The sequence below is a fragment of the Coprococcus sp. AF102-57 genome, from assembly GCF_027686195.1.
Classification (GTDB): Bacteria; Bacillota; Clostridia; order Lachnospirales; family Lachnospiraceae; genus Allocoprococcus; species Allocoprococcus comes.
Genome location: NZ_JAQCSY010000011.1, coordinates 82,005 through 106,344, shown reverse-complemented (window position 1 = coordinate 106,344; position 24,340 = coordinate 82,005). Strand labels below are relative to the sequence as shown.

General features: G+C 44.6%; 16 protein-coding genes and 1 pseudogene. 15 read left to right on the top strand and 2 right to left on the bottom strand.

The genetic code is table 11. From position 1 onward, the window contains the following. Positions 1–109 precede the first annotated feature (109 nt). The 14 genes and pseudogenes from PGZ10_RS09000 to PGZ10_RS08935 all read left to right on the top strand — a co-directional run. Positions 110–230: pseudogene (locus PGZ10_RS09000) on the top strand (transposase); the annotation flags it as partial. Beyond that, the gene (locus PGZ10_RS08995) at positions 227–1,330 is read left to right on the top strand and encodes an RNA-guided endonuclease TnpB family protein (RefSeq protein WP_270541197.1); all 1,104 of its coding nucleotides are present in this window, start codon (positions 227–229) and stop codon (positions 1,328–1,330) included. The pseudogene PGZ10_RS09000 and the gene PGZ10_RS08995, both read left to right, overlap by 4 nt. Positions 1,331–1,803: 473 nt before the next feature. Next, entirely contained in the window at positions 1,804–11,679 is a 9,876-nt protein-coding gene (locus tag PGZ10_RS08990) for a type II secretion system protein (RefSeq protein ID WP_270541196.1), read from the top strand. Between the two features lie 14 nt (positions 11,680–11,693). Continuing rightward, positions 11,694–12,533 (top strand): hypothetical protein, encoded by an 840-nt coding sequence (locus PGZ10_RS08985; protein WP_270541195.1) that lies wholly within the window; start codon positions 11,694–11,696, stop codon positions 12,531–12,533. Then, entirely contained in the window at positions 12,520–12,933 is a 414-nt protein-coding gene (locus tag PGZ10_RS08980) for a type IV pilus modification PilV family protein (protein ID WP_270541194.1), read from the top strand. Before PGZ10_RS08985 ends, PGZ10_RS08980 begins: the two co-directional genes overlap by 14 nt. Positions 12,934–12,935: 2 nt before the next feature. Then, entirely contained in the window at positions 12,936–13,691 is a 756-nt protein-coding gene (locus PGZ10_RS08975; protein WP_270541192.1) for a hypothetical protein, read from the top strand. An 85-nt stretch (positions 13,692–13,776) separates the two neighbouring features. Continuing rightward, a complete protein-coding gene (locus tag PGZ10_RS08970; protein WP_270541191.1) occupies positions 13,777–14,238 on the top strand; it encodes a prepilin-type N-terminal cleavage/methylation domain-containing protein in 462 nt (153 codons plus the stop codon). A gap of 71 nt (positions 14,239–14,309) precedes the next feature. Beyond that, positions 14,310–14,756, top strand: a complete 447-nt coding sequence (locus tag PGZ10_RS08965) for a hypothetical protein (protein ID WP_270541190.1) — start codon at positions 14,310–14,312, stop codon at positions 14,754–14,756. Position 14,757: 1 nt separating this feature from the next. Continuing rightward, positions 14,758–15,540, top strand: coding sequence for a prepilin peptidase (locus PGZ10_RS08960; protein ID WP_270541188.1), 783 nt, complete (start codon positions 14,758–14,760; stop codon positions 15,538–15,540). Between the two features lie 86 nt (positions 15,541–15,626). After that, complete coding sequence (locus tag PGZ10_RS08955) at positions 15,627–16,820, top strand: type II secretion system F family protein (RefSeq protein WP_270541187.1); 1,194 nt, start codon at positions 15,627–15,629, stop codon at positions 16,818–16,820. Positions 16,821–16,865: 45 nt separating this feature from the next. Beyond that, entirely contained in the window at positions 16,866–18,293 is a 1,428-nt protein-coding gene (locus PGZ10_RS08950; RefSeq protein WP_270541186.1) for a hypothetical protein, read from the top strand. Beyond that, entirely contained in the window at positions 18,290–18,967 is a 678-nt protein-coding gene (locus tag PGZ10_RS08945) for a hypothetical protein (RefSeq protein ID WP_270541185.1), read from the top strand. The genes PGZ10_RS08950 and PGZ10_RS08945 overlap by 4 nt, the downstream gene beginning before the upstream one ends. Before the next feature lie 6 nt (positions 18,968–18,973). Then, the gene (locus tag PGZ10_RS08940; protein ID WP_270541184.1) at positions 18,974–20,644 is read left to right on the top strand and encodes a GspE/PulE family protein; all 1,671 of its coding nucleotides are present in this window, start codon (positions 18,974–18,976) and stop codon (positions 20,642–20,644) included. A gap of 47 nt (positions 20,645–20,691) precedes the next feature. After that, a complete protein-coding gene (locus PGZ10_RS08935) occupies positions 20,692–21,762 on the top strand; it encodes a type IV pilus twitching motility protein PilT (protein ID WP_270541183.1) in 1,071 nt (356 codons plus the stop codon). Positions 21,763–21,849: 87 nt separating this feature from the next. Here PGZ10_RS08935 and PGZ10_RS08930 read toward each other — a convergent pair whose 3' ends face one another. Beyond that, positions 21,850–22,659, bottom strand: a complete 810-nt coding sequence (locus PGZ10_RS08930; RefSeq protein ID WP_270541182.1) for an ABC transporter permease — start codon at positions 22,657–22,659, stop codon at positions 21,850–21,852. Then, a complete protein-coding gene (locus tag PGZ10_RS08925) occupies positions 22,652–23,419 on the bottom strand; it encodes an ABC transporter ATP-binding protein (protein ID WP_270541181.1) in 768 nt (255 codons plus the stop codon). Before PGZ10_RS08925 ends, PGZ10_RS08930 begins: the two co-directional genes overlap by 8 nt. Before the next feature lie 188 nt (positions 23,420–23,607). Between PGZ10_RS08925 and PGZ10_RS08920 the strand changes: the two genes are divergently transcribed. Continuing rightward, a complete protein-coding gene (locus tag PGZ10_RS08920; RefSeq protein ID WP_270541180.1) occupies positions 23,608–24,270 on the top strand; it encodes an epoxyqueuosine reductase QueH in 663 nt (220 codons plus the stop codon). Positions 24,271–24,340: the final 70 nt, after the last annotated feature.

The window sequence follows — 24,340 nt, the reverse complement described above, 5'->3', positions numbered from 1 at the left end:
CAGCTGGAATTTAGTTTTTCATTTAAGTAAAACATAGATTATTAGAGAGAGGACTGATTTGCATGAAAAAAATAGATCATAATGCACATTCAGTGTATCTGATGTGTTCAGAGAGAAACTTTGGAAAAGAAGCCTTTTGGAGTCAGAGCTTTTGTCTGTTGACAGCTGGAGGCGCCCCAGTAGAAGTAATCCGTCAATACATTGAAACCCAGGGAGAGAAGAAGTATTGAACATAGCATATCGTTTCCGAATTTATCCGACAGAAGAACAGAAGATAGTTCTTGGCAAAACATTTGGCTGTTGTCGTTTTCTGTATAATCAGATGCTTAATGATAAGATCCAGGAGTATGAAAAGACGAAGAAAATGTTAAAACATACACCGGCCATGTATAAAAAAGAATATCCATTTCTGAAAGAAGTAGATTCGCTGGCACTGGCAAATGTCCAGCTTCATCTGGAAAAGGCATATAAGAATTTTTTTCGGGATCCCAAGATTGGATTTCCAAGGTTCAAGTCAAAACATCATTCCAGAAACAGCTATACAACGAATGTGGTCAATGGAAATATCCTGGTGGAAAGTAAGCGGATCCGGCTTCCCAAATTAAAATGGATTGCCATGAAAAAACACAGGAAGTCAGCAGAAGGCTTTTGCCTAAAATCAGTGACAGTCAGTATGGAACCATCCGGCAAATACTTTGCAAGCCTGCTGTATGAAGGGTACAGTTGTGAAAACCAAGCAGCTGAACCAGATTATAGTACCGCAAGGATACTTGGAATAGATTACGCAATGCAGGGTATGGCAGTATTTTCAGAAAAGATTGAGACAGAAGAAGCAGGATTTTTTAGAAAAAACGAAAAAAGACTGGCGAGGGAGCAACGAAAGTTGTCAAGATGCGTACGAGGAAGTCATAATTATGAGCTGCAGAAAAAGAAAGTTGCCAGATGTCATGAAAAGATACGAAATCAGAGAAGAGATTATCTGCACAAACTAAGCCGAAAGATTGCAGACGGTTATGATGCAGTTGCAGTGGAAGACATCGATATGAAAGCAATGGGGCAATGTCTGCATTTCGGAAAAAGCGTACATGATAATGGATACGGAATGTTCAGGGAAATGATAGACTATAAACTGGCGTGGAGAGGAAAGAAAATGGTAAAGGTAGACCGTTTCTTTCCTTCCAGTAAAAAATGCTGTCAATGTGGAAGGATAAAGAAAGAGCTGAAATTATCCGAAAGAGTTTATCACTGTGCGTGCGGAAATGAGATGGACAGAGACCGTAATGCAGCAATCAACATCCGTGAAGAGGCAAGAAGGATGTTGACAGCATAAACTGTCCGTATCCGGACAATTGGATCATAAGAAAACATGCCCGTGTCCGGGCAAAAGAATCGCGGGGCACGCGAGGATAGCTTGTAGATACTTGGCTCAGTAGAGCCATTGAGCAAGAAGCCCCCACTTCAAAATCAGTGATTTAAGTGGTGGGAGCATGTCACGGACCGGATATGCGTGCCGAAGCAGCGGTTATGAAAAAAGAATATCTGTAAAAAGAGAAAATGCTTTTTGGAGAAAGATCTGAGAAGGATTTTCTTTTTTTATTTCATAGGAAATTGGCGGACCGTTTTTTGAAGGTTAAAATAGCAGAAGAACGTGGCAAATGGCGGAGAAATGCAGAGTAACGAGGAAAAAGGTGAAAAAAATTACAAATAACATTAAAAATGATGCTGTTTTTTTGTAAAAGAACTGCTATAATTTACTATGTATAATTAGAGTTTGATGAATGAATATATAGCAGGTGTACGAATATGAGAAAAAACAGAAAAAAAGGATTTACAATGGTAGAGCTGATGGTAGTACTCATCATCCTTTCAATCATTGCAGCAGTCGCAGTTCCGTTTTTTATCAATTACTGGCGGAAAGCGGAATTTAGAAAGAATGAGGAGAATGCCAAGACAGTCTATCTGGCGGCAGAGTCGAAGCTTACTTATTACCGGTCATCCGGTCAATGGGACAGTTTTAAAAAGCAGATTGAGAAAAAAGGGATCCAATATACGGGATCAGATTTGAACCTGAATGGAAAAATTTACGCGATCACGCTGAATGCAGATTCTTATGACAGCAAGAACTCAAAGAAGAATCCGGTGCTTACGCTGATCGATGATTATACCTATGATAAAGATATATACAAAGGTGCGATCGCAATTGAAATTGATATCGAATCCGGTGAAGTGTATTCTGCATTTTATGCAACAAAATGCGACAGTCTGAATTATGCCGAGAAAGATGAAAAACATTCGCTTACCATGCTTGACAGAGAATACGAAAGCAGAAGCAAGCGTCTGCTTGGTTATTATTCCGCAGATGATACGGTAAATGCAGTCAATCTTGGTACAACGAAGCTTCGTATTGCAACGATCAGTCTTCAGAACAGTGAACGGTTGTCGTTGAACTGGTCAAGTAATGTGGGCAGCAGTCTGGATGTAAGCTATGAGATTACTTTCTATTTAAAAGGAAGTGACAAAAAGCTTTTCAGTATGGTTGTATCGCCATATGATCTTCGGAAAAACGGATGGTCCATTGATCAGAATAAGTCGGACAGTGGACAGATGGCATCGGTTACTTTGAAGGATGGAAAGAATAAAGAAAGTGAAGGATGGGAGTTCCCGCTGACTTACAGCGATAATAAGTACTCTCTGGTTCTTGATGCCATGATGTCTGCGAAGACACAGGCAACGTTGGCATCGGATTCATCTGCTTATGAGAAAACGTTGAGCACAAGTATCTGTCGCCTTGCGTCTATGACAAAAGATCTTGCAAAGGCACAGAATATTTATGCAACAGTAAAAGCGACTTCTTATGCCGGAAAAGATTCAGCCAACTTGATCCAGAAGGAATATAAAGACAGCGAGTCGGTATCATCTAATACAGCAAATACCATGTATGCGGACAGCACATCCCCAAATGATGTAAAGATTGCTGCGTACCGTCATCTTTCAAATATCAGGTATTACGAGGGAGAAAAGAATCCGGCTTTCATACTTACCAATAAAAATATGGACTGGACTTCAGCCGGTACCGGTGTGTATCAGCTGACACAGCAGACTTCGGGTAATGTTTCCGGACAGAAGAATGTCCTGAAGCTGGCCTGGAAAGAGAACAGCAAAACTTCGGTCATTGATTTTCCGGCAATTGCGGAGCTTCCTGCAGACTATACGTTAAAAGGAAAGGGTGGAAGTACGCTGCTCTCGAATCTGAAGCTGGGTGAGGACTCGATTATTGATGATACAACAGCAGACGAACTTCAGACTGCTGCAGCAGTACAGAAAACCGGAAGAACCGAAACGAAGACAGCAGGTCAGGTGAGTAGACCAGAGTATCTGGGACTGTTCTGTGAAGTAAAGGGAACGATCGAACAGGTGACGCTCCAGAATCCGAAACTGACCTTTGGAACGGAAAAGGCAGATACCAGAAAGTATTCGTCACTGAAAGGAATCGGAATCCTTGCCGGACGAAGCGAGGGAAACATATCAGATACGGCAGTGACCGGAAAAGATACAGCAGTCAATGTATCGCTTGAACAGACTGGTGCAGGGGAATCTGATGGATTTGCTATGGCAGCGGTCGGTGGAGTGATCGGAAGTATGGCAAATGCAGACGGCACCAGGGTAGCAGCAGGGCAGGCAACAAAGCTTTCTATGTCGGGGTCTATGAATGTCAAGATCCCGGATACTAATTCCCAAAGTACAGCAAGAGGAATCGGTGGTATCGTGGGATATGCAAGCCTGCCAACCGAAAAGAATGGTGCCAAAATTGCGGAATGCGAAAACCATGCGAACATCAACGGCAATTACTGTACAGGTGGAATTGCAGGAAAGGTAACTGGTACATTAGAGGATACGAACTATCGGGATGATGTGCTAAAAGAAATGTCGGACCTGACAGACTGTAGCAATGACGGACTTGTACTTTGCAACGTTTCTTCCGTTGCAGACGATTATGAAAAAGGAAAATATTTCGGCGGAGTTGTCGGATATGGTGAGAATACGCTTCTTTATGGAGCTTCAAGTGCAGCTGGACAGACCGGGTATGTGTATGATCAGACGAAAAAGGATGAATTACTCCGTGGAGAATATGTTGGTGGTATCATCGGATATGGAAATGTTTCCCTGCTTGCCAACTGTTCAACAAAGAGCGGTGGATATGTGCTTGGATCAAAATATGTCGGTGGTATTGCCGGTGGTCTAGGCGGTATTAGTCAGGCAATCCGGGCACATGGAGGAGTTTCTGTCACGACAAATGGAAACTATGTGATTGGTAACAGTTATGTTGGTGGAATCGTTGGTGAAAATGCAGGTTCAGTCGAACTTACAGATTGTATCAATAATGGTGTGACGGCTGGTTATGAAAAATACATTGGTGGAATTGTCGGATATAATGCCAACGGAGCTACGATCTCAAACTGCGCAAGCTACTTATCCGATTATGATAATTCTATTTACAATACGATTGTAAATAACTGGGAAGCAAAAGCGGATTATGCAGGTGGAATTGCAGGATATAATGATGGTAATATTCTGTTTTCCGAAGAAAGCCAGAATATTACGGTCAAATCTGTTTCCAGTATCGTGGTTGGAGAAGATTATGTCGGTGGCGTAGTTGGATTCAATGATGTGAATGCCAGGATCAGTGTCAACTACACCCTGATCGGTGGACGTATCTATGCATTTGGAAAATGTGCAGGTGGTGCGTTTGGATTAAATGCATCTGCGTCTGTGACGGAATCAGACTTAAAGATCCGTCCACGAAGCGTGGAAGGTCAGCTTTTTGTCGGAGGATGTATTGGAGCGAATCTGATAAATACAAATAACGATCTTGTGATGGATGGAATCCATACAGATAACATCCTTGGTACGATCAAAGGAAAGGCATTCTGTGGTGGTGTGGTTGGATATATCAGCACCTATTCTACAACAGAAGGAGAGCTGTGGGAAAATGCAGATAAACTGCTGCCGGAACTGAGTGCGGACAATATCCCGGTATATGCGAGTGGATATACCAATACCAATACGGCAAAGATTACAGTCACAACGACGAATAATCTTCCGATTACAGCCAGTCTGTATACAGGAGGGATTCTTGGATACAGTGAAAAGAACAGCAGGATTGTAGTGAAAGAATGTACCAATTCGGGAAATATTTCTCTGACATCTGCGGCGTTTGGTGAATCGGTTGGAACGGTGAAATTGGGGACATTTGCAAAAAATGAGATTGGAGCGGGCATCGATCTGCCAGATGAGGCGGAAAATCTGGAGCTGCACCTGGCAGGTGGAATTGTCGGAGTCAATCTTAAAAATCAGATCATCGACAACTGTACCAACAAGGGAAGTTTATCCGGTTTCACAGGAATCGGCGGAGTGGTCGGACTGAATGCGGGGCTCATTTACCAGTGTACTCTCAGTGAGCATTTTGGAAATGCAGCGCTTAGTTATGTCGGTGGAATTGCCGGACTGAATATCGGAAGCGATACGACATTTACAGATGGAACAAGAAACTACACAGCAGGAACCATTGAAAAATGCAGTACCATGTCAGGAAAGACCATTTCCGGTAATCAGAATCTGGGTGGAATCGTCGGCTGGAATCTGACCAAAGGTGTGATAAGAGAGAACACCAGCTATGCAAATATTTCTGCTGCCAGTGATAATGTTGGTGGAATCGCAGGTAGAAACAGCGGTACGATCCAGGTTGCTGAAGACGAGAATATCAGTCGCAGCATTATGAGCAGTCACGGAACGAATGTGGGCGGTATTATTGGTATTAATGAAAAAACAGGAACTCTGAGTGTTACCGGAGATGGCGGAACAAACGGAGAAATTGTAGCTGTCGGAAGCGGAGCGAGGATCACCGGTTATGAAAATGTCGGTGGAATTGTTGGAAACTATCTGGGACAGGATTCTCTTGGCCAGTCTGAAACACAGTATCTGGTATGCAAGGCGAGTCAGGTACGGGCAACCCACGGAATGGTTGGAGGAATTGTCGGTACAACCAGTGGAAATGTGACCAATACAATCAACCGGGCAGGAAAAGTAACTGCGGATTCCGGATATGCGGGAGGAATTACGGCAGTTAATGTGGCAAAGATTTCGAACAGTAAAGATTACGGAAGTGTGAGCAGCAGTTCCGGATATGCCGGAGGAATCGCGGCAAAAAATGAAGCGGATGGAATTATTGAGAACTGCAACGTTCAGGGAACAAAAACGACAAAGGCAGAGATTTACAGTCTGGGCGTCATGGACGCAGGAGCAATCTGTGCAGTGAATAACGGAACGATACTGGGAAGTGCATCGAAAGAAAACGTGGTCCTTAAGGGAAGTGCGGTCATTATCGGAGGAATTACCGGATTAAATAACGGAACCGTAGGAGATTCCCAGGCGACAGGAAGTGTGACAAAGATTACGACCATGCCGGAAATCAATGTACAGCAGACTGCGCTGGTTGTCGGAGGCGCTGTCGGCATGAACCAGGGGACGGTGGTAAAGGTTGTGGCAGAAGGTGTGAATTTTAATGATTTCAGTGGATATAAGTATCTTGGTGGAATTGTTGGAAGTAATGGTAATGCGTCTGTATCAGCAAATGATTCCGGACAGAAGAAAGTTCAGGTTGTAGGATGCAGTTATTCCGGAACCATGAAAGAGGATGAAAATGGCAGTGCAGAAGGCAACTGCTATGGAGGAATTACAGGCGTAAACTATTCGTCTCTGAAGAACAATACAGTTGGCCTGATCAACATGGATATTCAGGGGATTTATACTGCAAACAGTTCCAGCACGGTACAGCAAAAAGAAGCGCAGGCAACGCATGCCGGCGGAATTGCAGGAAAAAACGAGACCACAGGAATAGTTGAAGCATGCTATCTGGAGAATCATTCATCCAGCAATCTGAAGGCAAAATTCGGAATGCTTGGCGGAGTGGTTGGATTTAATAAGGGAAAAATTGCAATGTCTGGAAGCAGCATTACCGCAGATGTCATGCGTGATGTGACGGAAGAAACGACAGCAGAGCAGTTGAATAAATTTGCAACAGAAAAAGGAAAACTTTCCAAGGATGATAATTATGTTGGATGGAGTGGTGGAAGTGAAATAGAGAAGCTTTCTTATGATGGCGGTTCTAATGTAGCAGCCGGGAGGATGCAGATGCATATGAGTTCCAATGGAAATCTTGGAGGAATTACGGCGTTCAATGGAACAACCGGCTCTGTCAACAAGTGCGTATCCGGCAACTGGTTCCTGGTTAATAAGTCACAGGTAATCGGGGTCGGAACCGGTGGAATTATCGGAATGAATGAGTCAGAGCAGGATCTGAGTTATCTGGTCAATGGTGCATTTGTTGGAAGACAGCTGGCTACTTCGGGAACGAATCGGTTTGCCGGTGGAATTATCGGAAATCAGAACAACATCACTTCCGATGGATGGACGATTGAAAAATGTATTAACTATGGAACGGTATACTGCTATAACAGCCATTATTCTGGCGGAATTATGGGACAGTGGACGGGAACCGGTGGAACCATAGAAAATTGCAGGAATTATGGAAATCTGCAGACAACCTATGCAAATGACTGGGTTGGAGCTTCGGGCGGTATTGTCGCACAGCTTTATCATGCTTATGAGGAAAATGAATATAACATTGTGGGTTGTGGAAACTATGGAAGTATTTATCTGCAAAAGGGTAAAAATTTTACAGATGATAAGGTGCAGGGAGCAAATGACAGTGCAGGCATCTTGGGAAATGTGACAAGCTATTATGCCAGCAAAGCAAGTGAGTCTCAGAGCTATACGATTCAAATCCTTGATTGTATCAATGCCCCGAATGTAGAAATTTATTCAGCATCAATGGCATCCGGCATTTTTGGATTTGTTTCCTGTGATAATGCCCAGGGAGGCAGGATAGAAACTTCAAATGCGAATCTGAAGATCCGAATTGAACGCTGCAGAAATTATGCGAAAGTGCTAAAGGCATCGGGCTATGTCGGAGGAATTTTCGGAGCGAGATATGGGCAGGAAGGATGGAAAAATACTGCCATCGATAATTGCTTTTCGCTTGACCTGAATTCTGCTAATTATCAGGTGAAGTCGAGCTGGGCTCCATACCCGATCTATTCATCCGGATCACTTCCGTCAGGAATTACCTCGATTACCGGAACACCTGCAAATATAGGGAATGAGAATGACCGGAAAAACAATTTCTATATTAAGCGAAGAGACAGTGCCAACATTGACTATACGGGAATTGAACTGGGGGTAAAAACGGAAAACACCGTCAAAAACGGAAACGGATATATACATATTTATCCAACGGATAGTTATGTATACTGGAAAGATTATTGTACAATTATGTATGAAATGAAGGATATAGATGGAAGATTCTTTTTTGCGACACTTGATTTTGGAAACAATGTGACAACCATTTATGGGGATCGGCTATACGTAGATCAGGACGGTGTGATCCGGAACAGTGCAGATAATGATAAAAAAATGGGAGAGGTGCTGTTCTATATTGATGAATATTATGAGACGTCCAAGATTGAGAATAAAGTCATTGTGGATACAGAAGATTCAATTGTTGTGAATTCCAGAACCGCATATAAGAGGCTGGAGGGTGTGGTAACTGTCGATGAAAAAGAGAAGATTCTTGCACCGGATTCTGTTGAAGCATCAATAAGTGATGGAAAGATTACTTTGAATATTACACCAGCTGTTCTGCCGAAAAAGGATGAGAAAAATTCAACAGACTTATGTGATCCGTTTAAATATGAAGTGACAGTAACGGATGAAAATGGAAACGAGGCAGTAAGAGTTTTATACAAGGAGAATGGAAGCTTTGATATTCCGGATGGAATGTCCGGTCAACTGGTGCTACAGGTACGTGCAGTCAGCATGTATGATGATGTAGAAAAATCAGATCCGGTAAAAGTGGAACTGAGCCAGAAAAAAGTACTTCCGACACCGGATATCCGTGTAGAACTAAAAACACCGTTTGTTGAAAGTGAAAATCGAGAGGATTATCGATATGAATACAGTCTGAATAATCTGGATGATTACAAAGACTATGAAGGCTGGCAGGTAGAGATCAGCTTGAAGGGATTTTCCAAGAAAGTTATTTTGAATGCAGAGAACCCGACTGGATTTCTGGATATTGACTTTGGCGATGATGGACTTCATAAACGATATAGTGATGATAATTATTACCAGATTATAGCAAAGGCAACATCGAAAGCTGGTACCTGTCAGTCTGCACCACAGATTTCAATAGCATCATTCCAGCCGTACTACCGGGCAAGTATTCCTCTGTCGGACAGCAACAGAAATAATTCGGCAACTCCATCGGTTACGATCAGTGGTAGCTCACTGGATGATCTGAGCATTAATATCCAGCTTGATAACAGTAAAACGAATTCTATTAAAGAGGTACAGCCAATTTACCGGGCAGAGCTTCTTGGAACCTGGAAGGGAGAAAATGATATTGTTCTTGCAAAGACAGATATTATGGCAGTATCAAAAGGAATTGCAACAGCATCATTGACGAATCTTCCGGATTATATCAGAGAGGCAACCAATCTGCATGTACGTCTCTGGTATGCACAGTCCGGTCTTGGTCCGGTTTATATGTATCATGACCAGAAGATGGCTGGAACCAATACAATCAAAGAACTGGTGGATGTAGATGAGAAGAACCAGGAAGAATGGTCCTATACAGACAGTGTGATCTTCAATGGAAAATGGCCGAATGATTTTAATGATTTTAAATATACATCCTCAAATCTGTTCACCTGGCTGGCAGCCCCGGTACTTGATCAGAAAGACGGATCCAACCTGGAACCGACCTATGATGGTGAGAACCGGATGCAGTACACCTTCTCGTGGGACAAGAATCTAGCTGCGACATCCGATCCGAAGTACAAGATCGAGATGACCGGTATTGATGCAGACGGCAAGGAAGTTACGATTGATACAAGCGCATATAAAGAGAGCGGGCGAAGCTTTACCGCAGACGGAGATGACTGGAATTACACCCAGATCCGTCTGAAAGTAACCCGTATCGGAGATGCATCAAAAGGTCAGATCGGACTTTCTGCCACAGCGATCTACAACGTATCACAGCGTTTGGAAAAACCGGGACAGCCATCGGTAGTGAATGTGGATGAAAATGAACTGAATTACAATGTCAGCTGGGCAAAAATCTCAGATGAGACTTATTGTATGGGATACCAGATCTATGTTCGTGAGTACAGCAATTCTGGCGAGCCCGGAAAAGAAACAGCTATGGGAGATGTGGTCTTGAAGCGTGAAGCAAAAGATGGCAGCTATTCAAAGACGATCAATCTGGAAGCTTATGCGGGCAAACGAATCATTGTCTATCTGGTAGCCAAAACGAGTGATAAGAATGTCTATGTAGACAGTGCTCCGGGTGTGACCTATGAACTGGAAATTCCGAGCAGACTTGCAGATCCGGTACTGGATGGATGGAAAGTCAGCTGGACACATGATAAGGAGAAGCCGGTAGATGCGGAAGATTTTAAAAACGGAACGGCAGAAGGTCTGAGAATCAACATTGCCGCATCGAAAGAAAGCATTCCACCTGGAGGAAGCGCATACCTTCTGAAAGCCTATGTTTATAATTCCAAGGAGGATGCAGAAGCTTCTACCGTAGAGAATCCGGGGAATCGTATGATAAAGATTTATCCGCAGACTTATGAGGATAATTTTGTTCCGGTTCAGATGAACATGGAAAATGCACAGGATTATTACCACTTTATGAATAATTTCTCAATTCGCTATGCCGGTAAATGGATCGCGTACTACACCAGAATTTCTTCCGGTAACAGCAGTGTCAGCTCACGGTGGGTGAAAGTCGGAACGGTACAGCTCCCGTATGCAAAACTGACAGCACCGGAAGTAGAAGCAGATACCGTGGAAGAAGAAGAGAAGGTAAAAGTAACCGATACGCCTGAAGTGCCTTCCCATGAAGAACAGTGGAATGCAGAGCGTACGGTGCTGAAATGGAGCAGTATCGACTGTGCAGAAGTCTATTCGATCAATCTGAAAGGAAAACTGACAGAGACAGAAGCCGGACAGGATAATAAGCTGGAAGGAAAACTCCGGGTTATCGAAACGACAGAAACGGTGGATGGAGAAGAACAGAAGAAAGTAGAACTTCAGCAGTATGTATACCGCAAGATAAAAGAGAAGACAGAGACTTCTGAGGAAGAATGGAAATGGATCTGGGAGAATGTGAAGGAAAAGGAAGATGATTCACAGGAAGGTGTACCAGATGAGGAAAAAATCCATACTTTTGAACCGGAAGTATACAATGTGACGATTGAGTCAAATTATGTTTCAGACAGTGGATCTTATAATTATTACAAGATTACGCTGAAACCGGTGATTATCGCCGAGCCAGACGGAAAAGGCGGCTTCCGTTACACTTTGAAACTTCCGGATCTGGAATCTGTGAAAGATACGAATGAAGCTTCTGTGGAACATGGTAATTTTATCGTGACAGAAACGGCAGTGTTTAAAGCAGATGTACTTGCAAATGTAAAAGCAGAAGACGCGGGAAGTGGCAACGGAAGTGATGCATATGTGGCATCAAAGGAAACTGAGATCAAATGGAGTCGGTAAATATGGAGGAATCTATGAGACATACAGGCTGGCAGCAGCTGAAAGCAAATGAAAAAAAAGGTGTATCCATGGCAGTGGTGCTTTGTGTATCCGCGTTCTTTATCGCTTTTGCGGCTGCCATCCTGTATACGGCGGGACTCATGACGGCGCAGTCGAATCTGCGCCTGAAGGAGGAGCGCTGTTACCAGTTGGCAAAAAGCTATGCAAAGGTATTGGATGGAGAACTGAAAGCCGGAAATACTTCTTCGGGTACGAATTTCTATATTTTTGCGAACAGCTTTCTGGAAAATTCCCAGTACGCGGTTTACAACGATGAAACAGCGTCCAGTGCAGAGGCGACGAAATACAAATTTGTTGCAGATGGGACGAATATAGAGGATCTTTCGAAAGGGCAGATTGAAGACGGATATGGGAATCTATGCATTTCTCTTGCAAAAGAGAAGGTTGGAAGTTCGGCAGGGGATTTGAAAAACGGAGAACTTGATGTCAGTACAGCAACCGATTACACGGCACAGATCGAGGCACTGCAGAATACAGTAGTCAGGCAGTATGTGCTGATGGTTGGAGTGACCGCTTACTATGAGGATGCATCATATACTTATACCGCAGAATATACAAGAGAAGAGACTTATGATGTGAAGTTTACCTATAAGGGACAGAATATCATATGGGTAGCAGATGAGACCGGAGGGGGCGTCTGGAAGGTCGGAAGTACGGTCGGAAATAAGTGTGATTTTTCAGATGGTGGCAAAATCGAATATACATACCAGACCGATGAACCGCTTTCACGGAAATTTGTGGAAGACACGGGAGAGATTACGATAACAGGAGGCGATGGCGATGCACAGAATTAAAAGAATAAAAGCGAAAGCCGGAGAAACCCTGGTAGAAGTCATGGCGAGTATGTTCATTTTCCTGATCATGTTCGGAGTGCTGGAGGGAGCCATTTCCTACAGCAATTCGGCATTAAAAAAGAATAAAGAAATCCGTGCAGACAATGCGGCTGTCCTTGAGGGACTGCAGTCTGCGAAAGAAACGGTAACGGGAAGCCAGAAGACGATCCAGTTCCGTGCGGCGGATTCTGGTCTGACACAGATTGGAAATGTAGTATTTTCCATAGATGCAACTCTGGATAGCAAACAGATCACCTATACAGATGCCGAGAAGCGGCAGCAGAATACAACCTTTTATCTTTATGGACCGGTGGCAGCTTCATCAGAGTCCGGACAGACAGATGCCGAAGGAGGAGACTGATCATGAAACGACTGAGAAGCCTGCTTCAAAAAAAAGAAGGAACGACGCTGGTTGAGACTATGGTATGTCTGCTTCTGATCAGTATTATGCTGGCGATGGCAGCATCCGCTTTAAGTGCGGCATCCCGCATTTTTGTCCGGGTGCAGAGGACGCAGTATGCACAGTCTATACTGGATACCGCAATGACGGAGTTGAGAACAATTACCCAAAATGCGAGTGGGTATGTGAAAATCTATGATATTCCGGCAGCTTCAGCAGAAAAAAGCGAAAATATTACAGAAAACATTACAGAAAGCACTGGAAAATTGCGCGGAAATACGGTAGAATTTATAAATGAAGAGGGTTATGTCGTCCTTGTTTCTACAAACGGATGCGAGGATACTGACCTGTATATTCAAAACAATCGAACCGGTCAGGCGTCGGCTGTGGACAGTGGGCAGTTACTGACCAGATATTATTTCCGCAATAGCTCAAAGAATAGTTATATCTATCTGAAAGATGGAGTTCCGGTGGCACGTGCAGTTGCCACGGTATTTGGAAAAGGGTTTTATATGAACAATTATCTGGAAGTGATTTATTCTTTTCCAGAAGGAACCAAAAGTGGTAATCAGGTAGACTGGATCAGCGCGACGGTAAATCTGTACAGTGACAAAGAGTTGACGAATCTGGTTGCTACGGATTCGGAGATCCTGGAGTTTAAGCACAGTGTGCTTTGCTGCGAAGAGATTACGGCGAAGGCGGAGACAGGTTCAAATTGAGAAAGTTTATATTTATATGATATGAGCGCATGCACCGAGGCGTTTGTATAGATAACCAAAGAGAATTTAAGAGGAGTGAAGAAACATGTTTAAGAAATTAAAAGAAAACAAGAAAAAAGGTTTCACACTGGTAGAACTTATTGTTGTACTGGTAATTCTTGCAATCCTGGCAGCTCTGCTGATCCCGGCACTGACTGGATATATTGATAAGGCGAAGAATAAATCAGTTGTTGCTGAAACACGTCAGGCTGTAATGGCTGCTCAGACATTGTATGATGAAGAATATGCTAAAATTAAAACTGGTGAAACAGTTACACTTGATACTACTGGAAAATTTACAAAAAAAGAAATTGCATCATTGGCGGAATTAGGTGAAAATACAATTATTGATGTAACGGTAGAAAATAATAAAATTAAAACATTGGTTTATGATAATGGTCAGAAGAGCTGTACATATAATCCTGCTAATAGCAAGAATAATTCAGATGGCGATTATAATGTTGGAAAATCTGTTGGAGATACAACAACTGGTGGGAAGACAAATTAAATTGTAATTTAACGAGAACATTGATTTTTATCGTACATAAAAAGTGAAAGATTAGAAAAGGAAACGAAAGCGTGGCTGTTAACAAAAGTGTGCAAAATGCAATTAAATACCGTTGGATAAGGTCGGCACTTAACGTTTTACTTATTCTTCTGCTTACGATCGTCCTCATTATACCTGGGGTGCTCCGGTTGATTTACCGGGCAGACTCCCAGGTGGCTTTGGGAAATGCAAAATCGGTGCGGGTAGCATTTCAGGTAATCGGGACTGAGGCGTACGGCAGTAATGGACCATTCGGTGACGCTTCCCATAAAGGAGGCGTCGCCGATGGTTTATATGATGAAATCATTAAACTCAGTAAAGCACCCGGAGATTTCTGGGTATTACAGACCGATGAGACCGGTTATCAAGTCCTTCGGTTCATTTATCAAGAAGGAGAATATACTGTCTGGTATCAGGCAGACGATCCTTCACCATATAAGGTGTATCATGAGGAAACCATGATCGATACCGGAGATTGAGATGTTAGTAGTTTTAGAAGGAATTTTATGGACGATACGGTTCTTTTTTGGAGCCTGTATCTTTAGCTTTTTAACGGTCGTGATCGACCGGTTACCCCGTGGGGAAAATGTAGTACGCGGGAGAAGCCACTGTACAAGCTGTGGCAGAGAACTGACTGTATGGGAACTGATCCCGTGTGTGAGCTTTCTGTGTCTGGGCGGAAAGTGCAGAGGATGTGGGGAGCGGATCCCCTTAAGGTGTTTTTGGACAGAACTTGCAGGTGGAGCAGCTTTTATCGGCTGCGTGACCAGATATGGCTGTGGCAGATCAGGCGTAATATCGCCAAGAGGCGCAGTGATTTTTGCATATTTAGGAATATTACTTGTGGTAGCCCTGATTGACTGGGATACACAGATGATTTATGATAGATTTCATATTATGATTTTGATACTTGCAGTTTTTGATTTCCTGCTTTATCCGGAGCGGGGAATTATGACAAGATTGATCGGTGCTCTGATCATTTCCGTACCGATGCTGATCCTGGCACTGGTGATCCCGGGAGCATTCGGAGGCGGAGATATCAAACTGATGGCAGCAAGCGGACTGCTTCTTGGTACGGCATCTATCGTGTGTGCGATGTTTATCGGAATTGTAACCGGAGGCGGTTACGCGGCGGTGATGCTTGCCGGAAAGAAGCTTGAGAAGAAAGACCAGTTTGCATTTGGACCATTTCTTGCACTGGGACTTGCAGCAGCCGTTTTCTGGGGTGATCAGATTGCAGCGTGGTATCTGCATTTTCTGTAAAGGAACTGCAAAGAAGTGAAATGGAAGATCCATCATGTGAAAATGACAGGGTTTGATGTTTAGATAGAAGAGAGGATTTATGGAGGATGGCAAAATTTCGATATGTCGCAAAAGACATGGGCGGAAAAACCTACAGAGGAACGACAGAGGCGACTTCAGAGGCGGCACTGATCCAACAGCTTCGGGAACAGGAACTGTTTCTGGTAGAATCGAAGAACCTGACAAAAGGAAAAGAATATAAGAAATTAAAGGCAAAACAGCTGGCAGCATTTTGCCGGGAGCTTTCTACGCTTCTGGCATCTGGTGTCAGCCTTGTGCGTGCTATGGATATTCTTTCGGATCAGGAGGGGATTGATCCGAAAGAAAAAGAAATATACAAAGATGCACTTCAGGATCTTAGAAAAGGTATTCCACTTTCTGAAGCGATGGAGTCAAAGAAATGTTTTCCGGATCTGATGATCGGAATGCTCCGGTCAGGAGAGGAAAGCGGAAATCTTGATCAGGTAACAGACCGTCTTGCCGTGCAGTATGAGAAAGATTATAAGCTGACACAGCAGGTTCGCGCTGCAATGACTTATCCTTGCATTCTTCTGGTGCTGTGTGTGGCGATTGCAATTTTGATCGTTACCTTTATTCTGCCACAGTTCCAGTCTTTGTTTGATCAGATGGACAGCCTTCCGTGGGTGACGACTGTTCTGATCGCAGCTTCGGATTTTCTGACAAAGAAATGGTATCTTGCGATCCTGATCGTAGTGATTGTTTATGCACTGGTCCGGATTATTATGGGAATCCCGGCAGTCCGACACCAGATCGATTACCGGAAGGTTCATCTTCCAATATTTGGAAAACTTTTCAAAGTTGTCTATACGGCACGTTTTGCCCGTACTTTAAGCAGTCTGTATTCCAGTGGTATGCCGATTGCACTTGCGATCAGTGTTGCCGGGAAAACGATCGGCAATGTCTATATCGAGGAACAGTTTGAAGAAGTTGTGACCGAGGTCCGGAGTGGTGTGCCGCTTTCACGGGCACTCAGGCAGGTAGATGGACTGATGAAAAAACTTGCCAGTACAATCCTGGTCGGTGAGGAAAGTGGACGGCTGGATGTGATGTTGGATTCAATTGCCGTGTCCATGGAAGAAGAGGCAGAGCAGGCGACAAAGCAAATGGTTACATTACTGGAACCGATCCTGATCATTTTCATGGCGCTGATCGTCGGATTTATTATGATTGCAGTCATGCTTCCAATCTATCAGTCTTATGCAGCAATTGAGAATGCATAGCAGGTGATTACAGGAAGCGGAGTTTAGATACAAAGGAGGAACAAGATGAGCGATACCGTCATCGTTTTGCAGGATGAATGTATTCTTGCTGCTGAAGGAAAGGCAGGCAAATCACCAAAGATCCAGAAGGTAGAACGGATACCGATCGATGTATTTGGGGATCCTTTTGAACAGTGGAAAGAGGCATTGGATAAATATAAAAAGAAACACAACCCATCCCAGGTGAGACTGGTGCTTCCGGCATCCTACTCATCTGCCAGAGTAACGCAGATCCCTTATGCCAGGGGAAGACAGCTTACCAGGCTGGCGGAGAATGTCATGGCGGAAAATGGCAGTGACTGGGTACAGGATTATGCGGTGATCAAAGCAGACAGAAAGAAAGGAATCTGTCTGTGCTGCGGAGGCGCGGAAGAGGATGTCCTGAAAAAGATCCGTGAGCTGACAAAAGCGGTCGGGATTTCGGCTCAGTGGATTTCTGTTCCGATGGAGTGTTATCTGAATACATTGGGACAGTTGAAATCCTACCAGAATGATACTGAGATCATTCTCCTGTTTGAAGAAGGAAGTGTGACGAGCATTCTGTTCCGGGAAGGTCAGTATATGTATTCTACGAGAAGCCGTATCTTCAGTGAGAGAGGAACTCTGGATTTTGGTACGGAGATCGTGCGGAATATTTCCGGTATTCTGCAGTTCTATTCCACCACAAAATCTGATGTGCCGCTCACAAAAGTATTTTACGCCGGATGCAGTACGGATGATTTTGAAGTCAGTGAGGACGGAATCCATGCGATGAATCTGGAAGTAGAGCCGTTGGAGGCAGAATTTGATTTTGACCCTTCAGAAAAAGTGGATGACTGGCTGATCTGCATTGGTGCCATGGTCAGTACCAGGCAAAAAGAGATCAATTTAAACAAAATCTGGAAAGGAGAGGGCACGGATGGTGTCCTGAAAAAAGAAAGTCTTGCAAAGCATCTGATGTTTCCGGCGATTACGTTTGGTATATGCCTTGTGACAGTGATCGCAGTGACGATCTGGAATTATGCAGAATCTCACAACATCGAGAAAATTGAAGACTGGATCAACGATCCACAGATTCAGAGCGAATATCAGGAAGCAAATGCGGTCCGGGAAGAGAGCGACCGGCTGGATTTTACACAGAATCAGGTCGAACAGATGAAATCCAATCTGGCAACCTATCCGGATCTGGATGCGGAGATGATCGCGAAGATTGTGGATGTGGGCGGAAGTGCCATGACAGTCCAGATTAAGACGATGGATTCCGAGACGGGAGAGCTTACGTTTAATGCGGTCAGCTCGGCGGTTATTGATATTCCGGCGTATGTAAGAAAACTTTCTGAGACAGGGCTGTTTTCAACGGTAAATTACAGTGGATATTCTTACGATGACGGAGAATATTCGCTGATGCTTTCCTGTGTGTTAAAGGGAGCAGAGACAGGAGGTGAGGATCAGTGAAAATCGATATGGAATTAAAACCAGGTGACGTGGTACTTTTAAAGGTGCTTGCCTGTGTATTGATCCTCTTTTTCATGGCGCGTTTTCTGATCTTTCCGGGAATGGAAAAACATCAGGATCTGGTGGCAAAAAAAGACGACCTGACGATCGAGAAGCAGGAAATGCAGTATACGATCAGCAGTAAGGCGTCGACAGAGAAGAAAATCGTGACGCAGAAAGAAAATCTGAAAAAAGCACAGGAAGGTTTTTATGACCTGATGGAAAACCGGGAGGTCGATTCCCTGATTACAGGGCTTGCACTGAAACATGATCTGTTTCCGGTGTATTTGAATATTGAAGATCCGGTGGCAGGTGTTCCGGTGGCATATCAGCTTTCTGAAGCTTCAGATGATTCTGCAGAAGATTCTTCTGCAGAAGAGCCGCAGAGTACACTTCCGTATGTTCAGTATGTGAATACGACGACGGTTACGATCACCCTGCAGGGACAGGAAGTGCAGATCCGGGAACTTCTGGATGATATTGCGAAGAACTATCCGGGAATCCAGGTGCGTTCTTTTGATATGCAGTCTGGCACTTATGTGGACAGCAGCCTGCAGAAGACAGAGCAGATGAATTGTAATTGTGTACTGGCTGTATACACCTGTGGAGAACTTAGTAATACTAAAGGAGAGTAAGCGAACGTGAAAAAGAATCTGAGAATCGGAGAAATCCTGGAAGAAAAGGGTTATGTGACCGGAGAGCAGATGTCACAGGCACTTGCCTATCAGAAAGAACATAGAGAGATGCGAGTTGGACAGATTCTGATGGAACTGGGATTTGTCACGGAAAATCAGGTACTTGAAGCACTGGCGAACAGACTGAACTTGGAAATTGTAGAAGTATCACAGATCCAGGTCGATCTGCAGGCAGTAGGGATGATTTCGAGAGAGCTTGCGGAAAAAAATCTTTTCCTTCCGGTCAGTCTGAAAGGAAAAGTACTGGGACTTGTCACGAATGATCCACTAAATTATTTCGCACTGGAAGAAGTCAAGCAGCAGACCGGATGTCAGCTGGAGATCTATTTGAGTGAGGAAGTACCGCTGCGCAAGGCGATTTCCTACTATTATGCGGAAGTCAATGCGCGGAATGCGGCAGAGCAGGCGAATGTGGGATTTGCGACAACGGAGGAACTGGAGATCGAAGACCTGGATGATTCCGATGATGAGGCACCGATCATCCGGCTTTTAAACTCGCTGATCGAGCGTGCGATCAAAACCGAGGCGAGTGATATTCATATTGAGCCATTTGAAAAAGAGACAAAAGTCCGTATGCGTATCGATGGTGTGATCATGGAATATGTTACGATCCAGAGAAATATCCATGCACCATTGATCGCCCGTATCAAGATCCTGTCCAATCTGGATATCGCAGAGAAGAGAATCCCACAGGACGGACATTTCCGTGTCAAGATCAATGACAGTTTTGTCAATATCCGTGTTTCCGTTTTGCCGACAGTGTTTGGGGAAAAAGCGGTTCTTCGTATCATGGCAGCAACCGGACATCTGGAGCATGCGGATCATTTTGGAATGGATGATTTCAGTTATAATCAGTTTTTGCCGATGCTGAATTATCCGAATGGAATTATTTATATTACGGGACCGACCGGAAGTGGAAAATCAACGACACTTTATATGGTGCTGGATTATCTGTCCGGAAGACATGTCAATATTTCCACGATTGAGGATCCGGTGGAAAAGAACCTGCCGGATATCAACCAGACGCAGGTTAATCCGGTTGCCGGTCTGACCTTTGATGTGGGACTGCGTGCCCTGATGCGTCAGGATCCAGATATCATCATGGTCGGGGAGACTCGTGACGGTGAGACTGCCGGAACATCGGTTCGGGCTGCGATCACAGGACATATGGTTTTAAGTACCCTTCATACCAATGATGCGGTATCCAGTATTGTCCGTCTGGAAGACATGGGCGTGGAGACATATTTGGTTGCCAATTCTCTTGTCGGACTTGTGGCGCAGAGACTGGTTAGAAAGGTGTGTCCGCACTGTGCAAGACAGATGAAGACAACCGAACAGGAACGTCTTTTCCTTGGAGAGGATGTGCGTGTGGTTACAAGGGGAACCGGATGTACCAAGTGTAATAACACCGGATATAAAGGTCGGATCGCAGTTCATGAAATCCTTGCGATCAACAATGATATCCGGAGGATGATCATCAATCATACAACGATCGAGGAGATCAACCGATATGCAAGAGAAGTGCAGCATATGCGGACGCTGAAGGAAAGTGGACTGATTCTTGTGAAGGAAGGAAAGACAACGCCGGAAGAACTGCTCAAGATCAGTTACGAATAAAGCAATTCTGCTTTTTGGCAGAACGGGGAAGATGGAGGGAAGAAGAAATGTCACAACTTGGAAGCAGTCAGGAAAAAATAGATACGATCATCCGTGAGGCAAGAGAAAAAAAGGCTTCGGACATCCATCTTTCGGAAGGAATGCCGATCTGGTACCGTGTCAACGGACGCCTGATCCAGGCAGAGGCACAGATACCGTCAGAAGAAATGGCAGAGATGCTGACGGACATTTTAAATGAGCGTCAGAGAAAACTGTTTGATGCGGGCAAGGATGCGGATTTTGCGATCCGTACTTCAGACGGTCATCGTCAGAGGGTCAATGTGTTTCGTCAGCAGAAGAAGGTGGCGGCAACGATCCGTCTTCTGAACGCGCATATTCCGTCGCTGGAAGAACTGAAGATGCCAACACTTCTTTATCAGCTGGCAGAAGAGCCGCGCGGTCTGATCCTGGTGACAGGTCCGACCGGAAGTGGAAAATCAACCACACTTGCGGCAATGATCGAGCATATGAACCAGGTCAGTGATCGCCATATTATTACGATTGAAGATCCGGTTGAGTATGTCTATGAGAATAAAAAGTCTCTGATCCATCAGAGGGAGGTAGGAGAAGATGTGGAAAGCTTTGCAGCGGCACTTCGCAGTGCACTCCGTGAAGATCCGGATGTGATCCTGGTGGGAGAGATGCGTGATTATGAGACGATCCAGGCAGCACTTCTTGCAGCAGAGACGGGACATCTGGTGCTATCAACACTGCATACGACCGGTGCGACGCAGACGGTGGAACGTATTATTGATGCCTGCCCGACCAGTGGACAAAATCAGGTGCGTATCCAGCTTGCCGGGACCTTAAAGGGGATTATCAGCCAGTGCCTGATCCCGTGCGAGGACGGTATGACGCGTGTGGCAGCGACGGAGCTTCTGATCGGTACGGATGCGATTCTGAATCTGGTCAGAGAGGGAAAGACACATCAGATTGGAAGTATCATGCAGGCCAGTGGAAATGCAGCGATGCATACCCTGAATATGGATCTGTCAAGCCTGGTAAAGCAGGGCTATATTTCCAGAGAAAATGCAATTGCCTATACGAATAATAAGGCGGAGATCCAGCAGTATCTGTAAGGACGGAGCCGAAAAATCATAACAGAAATGTGGAGCAGTACCACGGAGAAATCCGGCGGATACTGCTCCATTATGATTCGGGCAAGATTATCCGGAAATCTTACACCGACCCAGATACCATTTTTCAATCAATCCGATCAGTGCGTACAGCAGCATGGCGATCACGCAGAGAATACAGATACTCATCAGAAGCCAGTCGAGCTTAAAAACCTGACTTCCATAAATGATCATATAGCCAAGACCTTCTCTACCGCCGATAAATTCTCCGATGATCACACCCACCAGGCAGAGCCCGATATTGACCTTCATGGTGCTGATGATCGCCGGAATGCAGCTTGGGATCACTACCTTGGAGAGAGCATGGAGCCGGTTTCCGTGAAGGGTGTAGATGAGCATGATCTTATCCGGATCCACTTCGGAAAATTCGGAATAGAGGTTCAGGATGCTCCCGAAGATCGCAACCGACATTCCGGCTATAATGATCGTTGTGCGGTTTGCACCGAGCCAGACGATGAGCAGCGGGGCAAGAGCAGATTTTGGCAGGCTGTTCAGCACCACCAGATAAGGTTCCAGGATTTCCGAAAGCTTCCGGAAGAGCCAGAGAAGGACGGTGACAAAAAGGCTGAAGAAGATCACCAGGATAAAACTGACCAGGGTTTCGTAAAGCGTCACTCCGATATGACGGAAAATACTGCCGTCACCGGTCATTTCGAGAAAACACAGGGCAATCCGGGAAGGACTGCTGAAAATGAAAGAGTCGATTAGCCTTGTATTTGCGGCAAATTCCCAAAGGAAGAGAAAGGCAAGCAAGATGGAGATTCTGGAAACAACAATGATCCGTTTATGCCTGCGGTGCATATTCAGGTAATGCAGCTGGTTTTTTGAAAGTTCATTCATCCGGGTTCAGCTCCTTCCAGATCAGATTGAAATAAGTCTTAAATTCCGGGGCATTGCGGCGGGCAAGCGGGGAAAGTCCCGGATCAGAAAAGGAAACATTGACCGTCTGCCCAATGGTTGCCGGACGGCTTGTTAGAACAAGGATCCGGTCAGCAAGACTGACCGCTTCGGCAAGGTCATGGGTGACGAGGATCGCTGTTTTTTTCTCTTTTTTGATAATCTGCCCGATATCATCACTGACATTTAACCGGGTCTGATAATCCAAGGCAGAAAAGGGTTCATCCAAAAGCATGATATCCGGCTTCAGGACCAGCGTGCGGATCAGCGCGGCTCTCTGGCGCATTCCTCCGGAAAGTTCGGATGGTTTTGCATTTGCAAAGGCATTCAGGCCGTATTGTGTAAGAAGGGCTCTTGCCAGTGCGCGGGAACGGGCAGTCAGTGCATGCTGGATCTCGAGACCGAGAAGAACGTTCTGATAGATGGTACGCCACTCAAGAAGTTCATCCTTTTGCAGCATATATCCGATGCCGGAAGTATTGTCCGGATGATAGCTGCCGTTTATTTTGATGAGACCTTTTTCCGGGGCGAGAAGACCCGCAATCAGGTGGAGCAGTGTAGATTTTCCGCACCCGGAGGGACCGACCAGAGCAATAAATTCCCCTTCGCGGACCGAAAAGGTGATGTCTTTCAGGGCGTAGGTTTCTCCTTCCAGTGTATGGTAAGCATAATGAACGTTTTTCAGTTCCAGTGCATATTGCATGATAATCCTCCAGATACAGAAACGATCATAAGTCTTTTACTTACAGTTTATGAGAAATAAAAAAAAGCGTGTGTGCATCTGGCTGGAATGGAGCGGAAAAAGAAAAACAGAGCAGAAAAGATATTGTGCGAAGAGAACAGCTGCACTATAATAAGAAACAAATCTGCAATATGAGGAGAGATGAACAGATGCAGAAAAAGAATTACCAGAAAGAACTGGATAAAAAGATAGAACTGATCGTATCGGAAAAGAAGGTTCCACGTCTGTTCCTTCACAGCTGTTGTGCACCATGCAGCAGTTATGTGCTGGAATATCTGTCGGAATATTTTGAGATTACGGTTTTTTATTACAATCCGAATATTTTTCCGGAATCCGAATTTGAAAAACGGATCCACGAACAGGAGAAGCTGATCCGTGAGCTTCCGGCGAAACATACGATCCATTTTCAGGCGGGAAATTATGACAGTGAAAAATTTTACGAGATGGCGAAGGGACTGGAGATGATTCCGGAAGGTGGAGAGCGGTGCTTCAGGTGTTATGAGCTCAGACTCCGGGAAGCTGCGAGATTTGCAAAAGAAGGCAGATATGATTATTTCACCACTACACTTTCCATCAGTCCGCTGAAAAATGCGCAGAAGTTAAATGAGATCGGAGAAAGACTTGCCGGCGAATACGGAGTATCTTATCTGGTTTCGGATTTTAAAAAGAGAAATGGATATAAGCGTTCAACCGAGCTGTCAAAGATTTACGGACTTTACCGCCAGGACTATTGTGGCTGTATTTATTCCAAAAATCAGAGAGAACGGGAAAAGAAACTTCGGGAGGAAGAGGAAAGTTCTGTGAAAAGTTAAGAGGGGAACTTTACAGAATCCGACATTCTATGGTACACTAAAGCACAGAATTACGTTGAAGAAAAGAGGG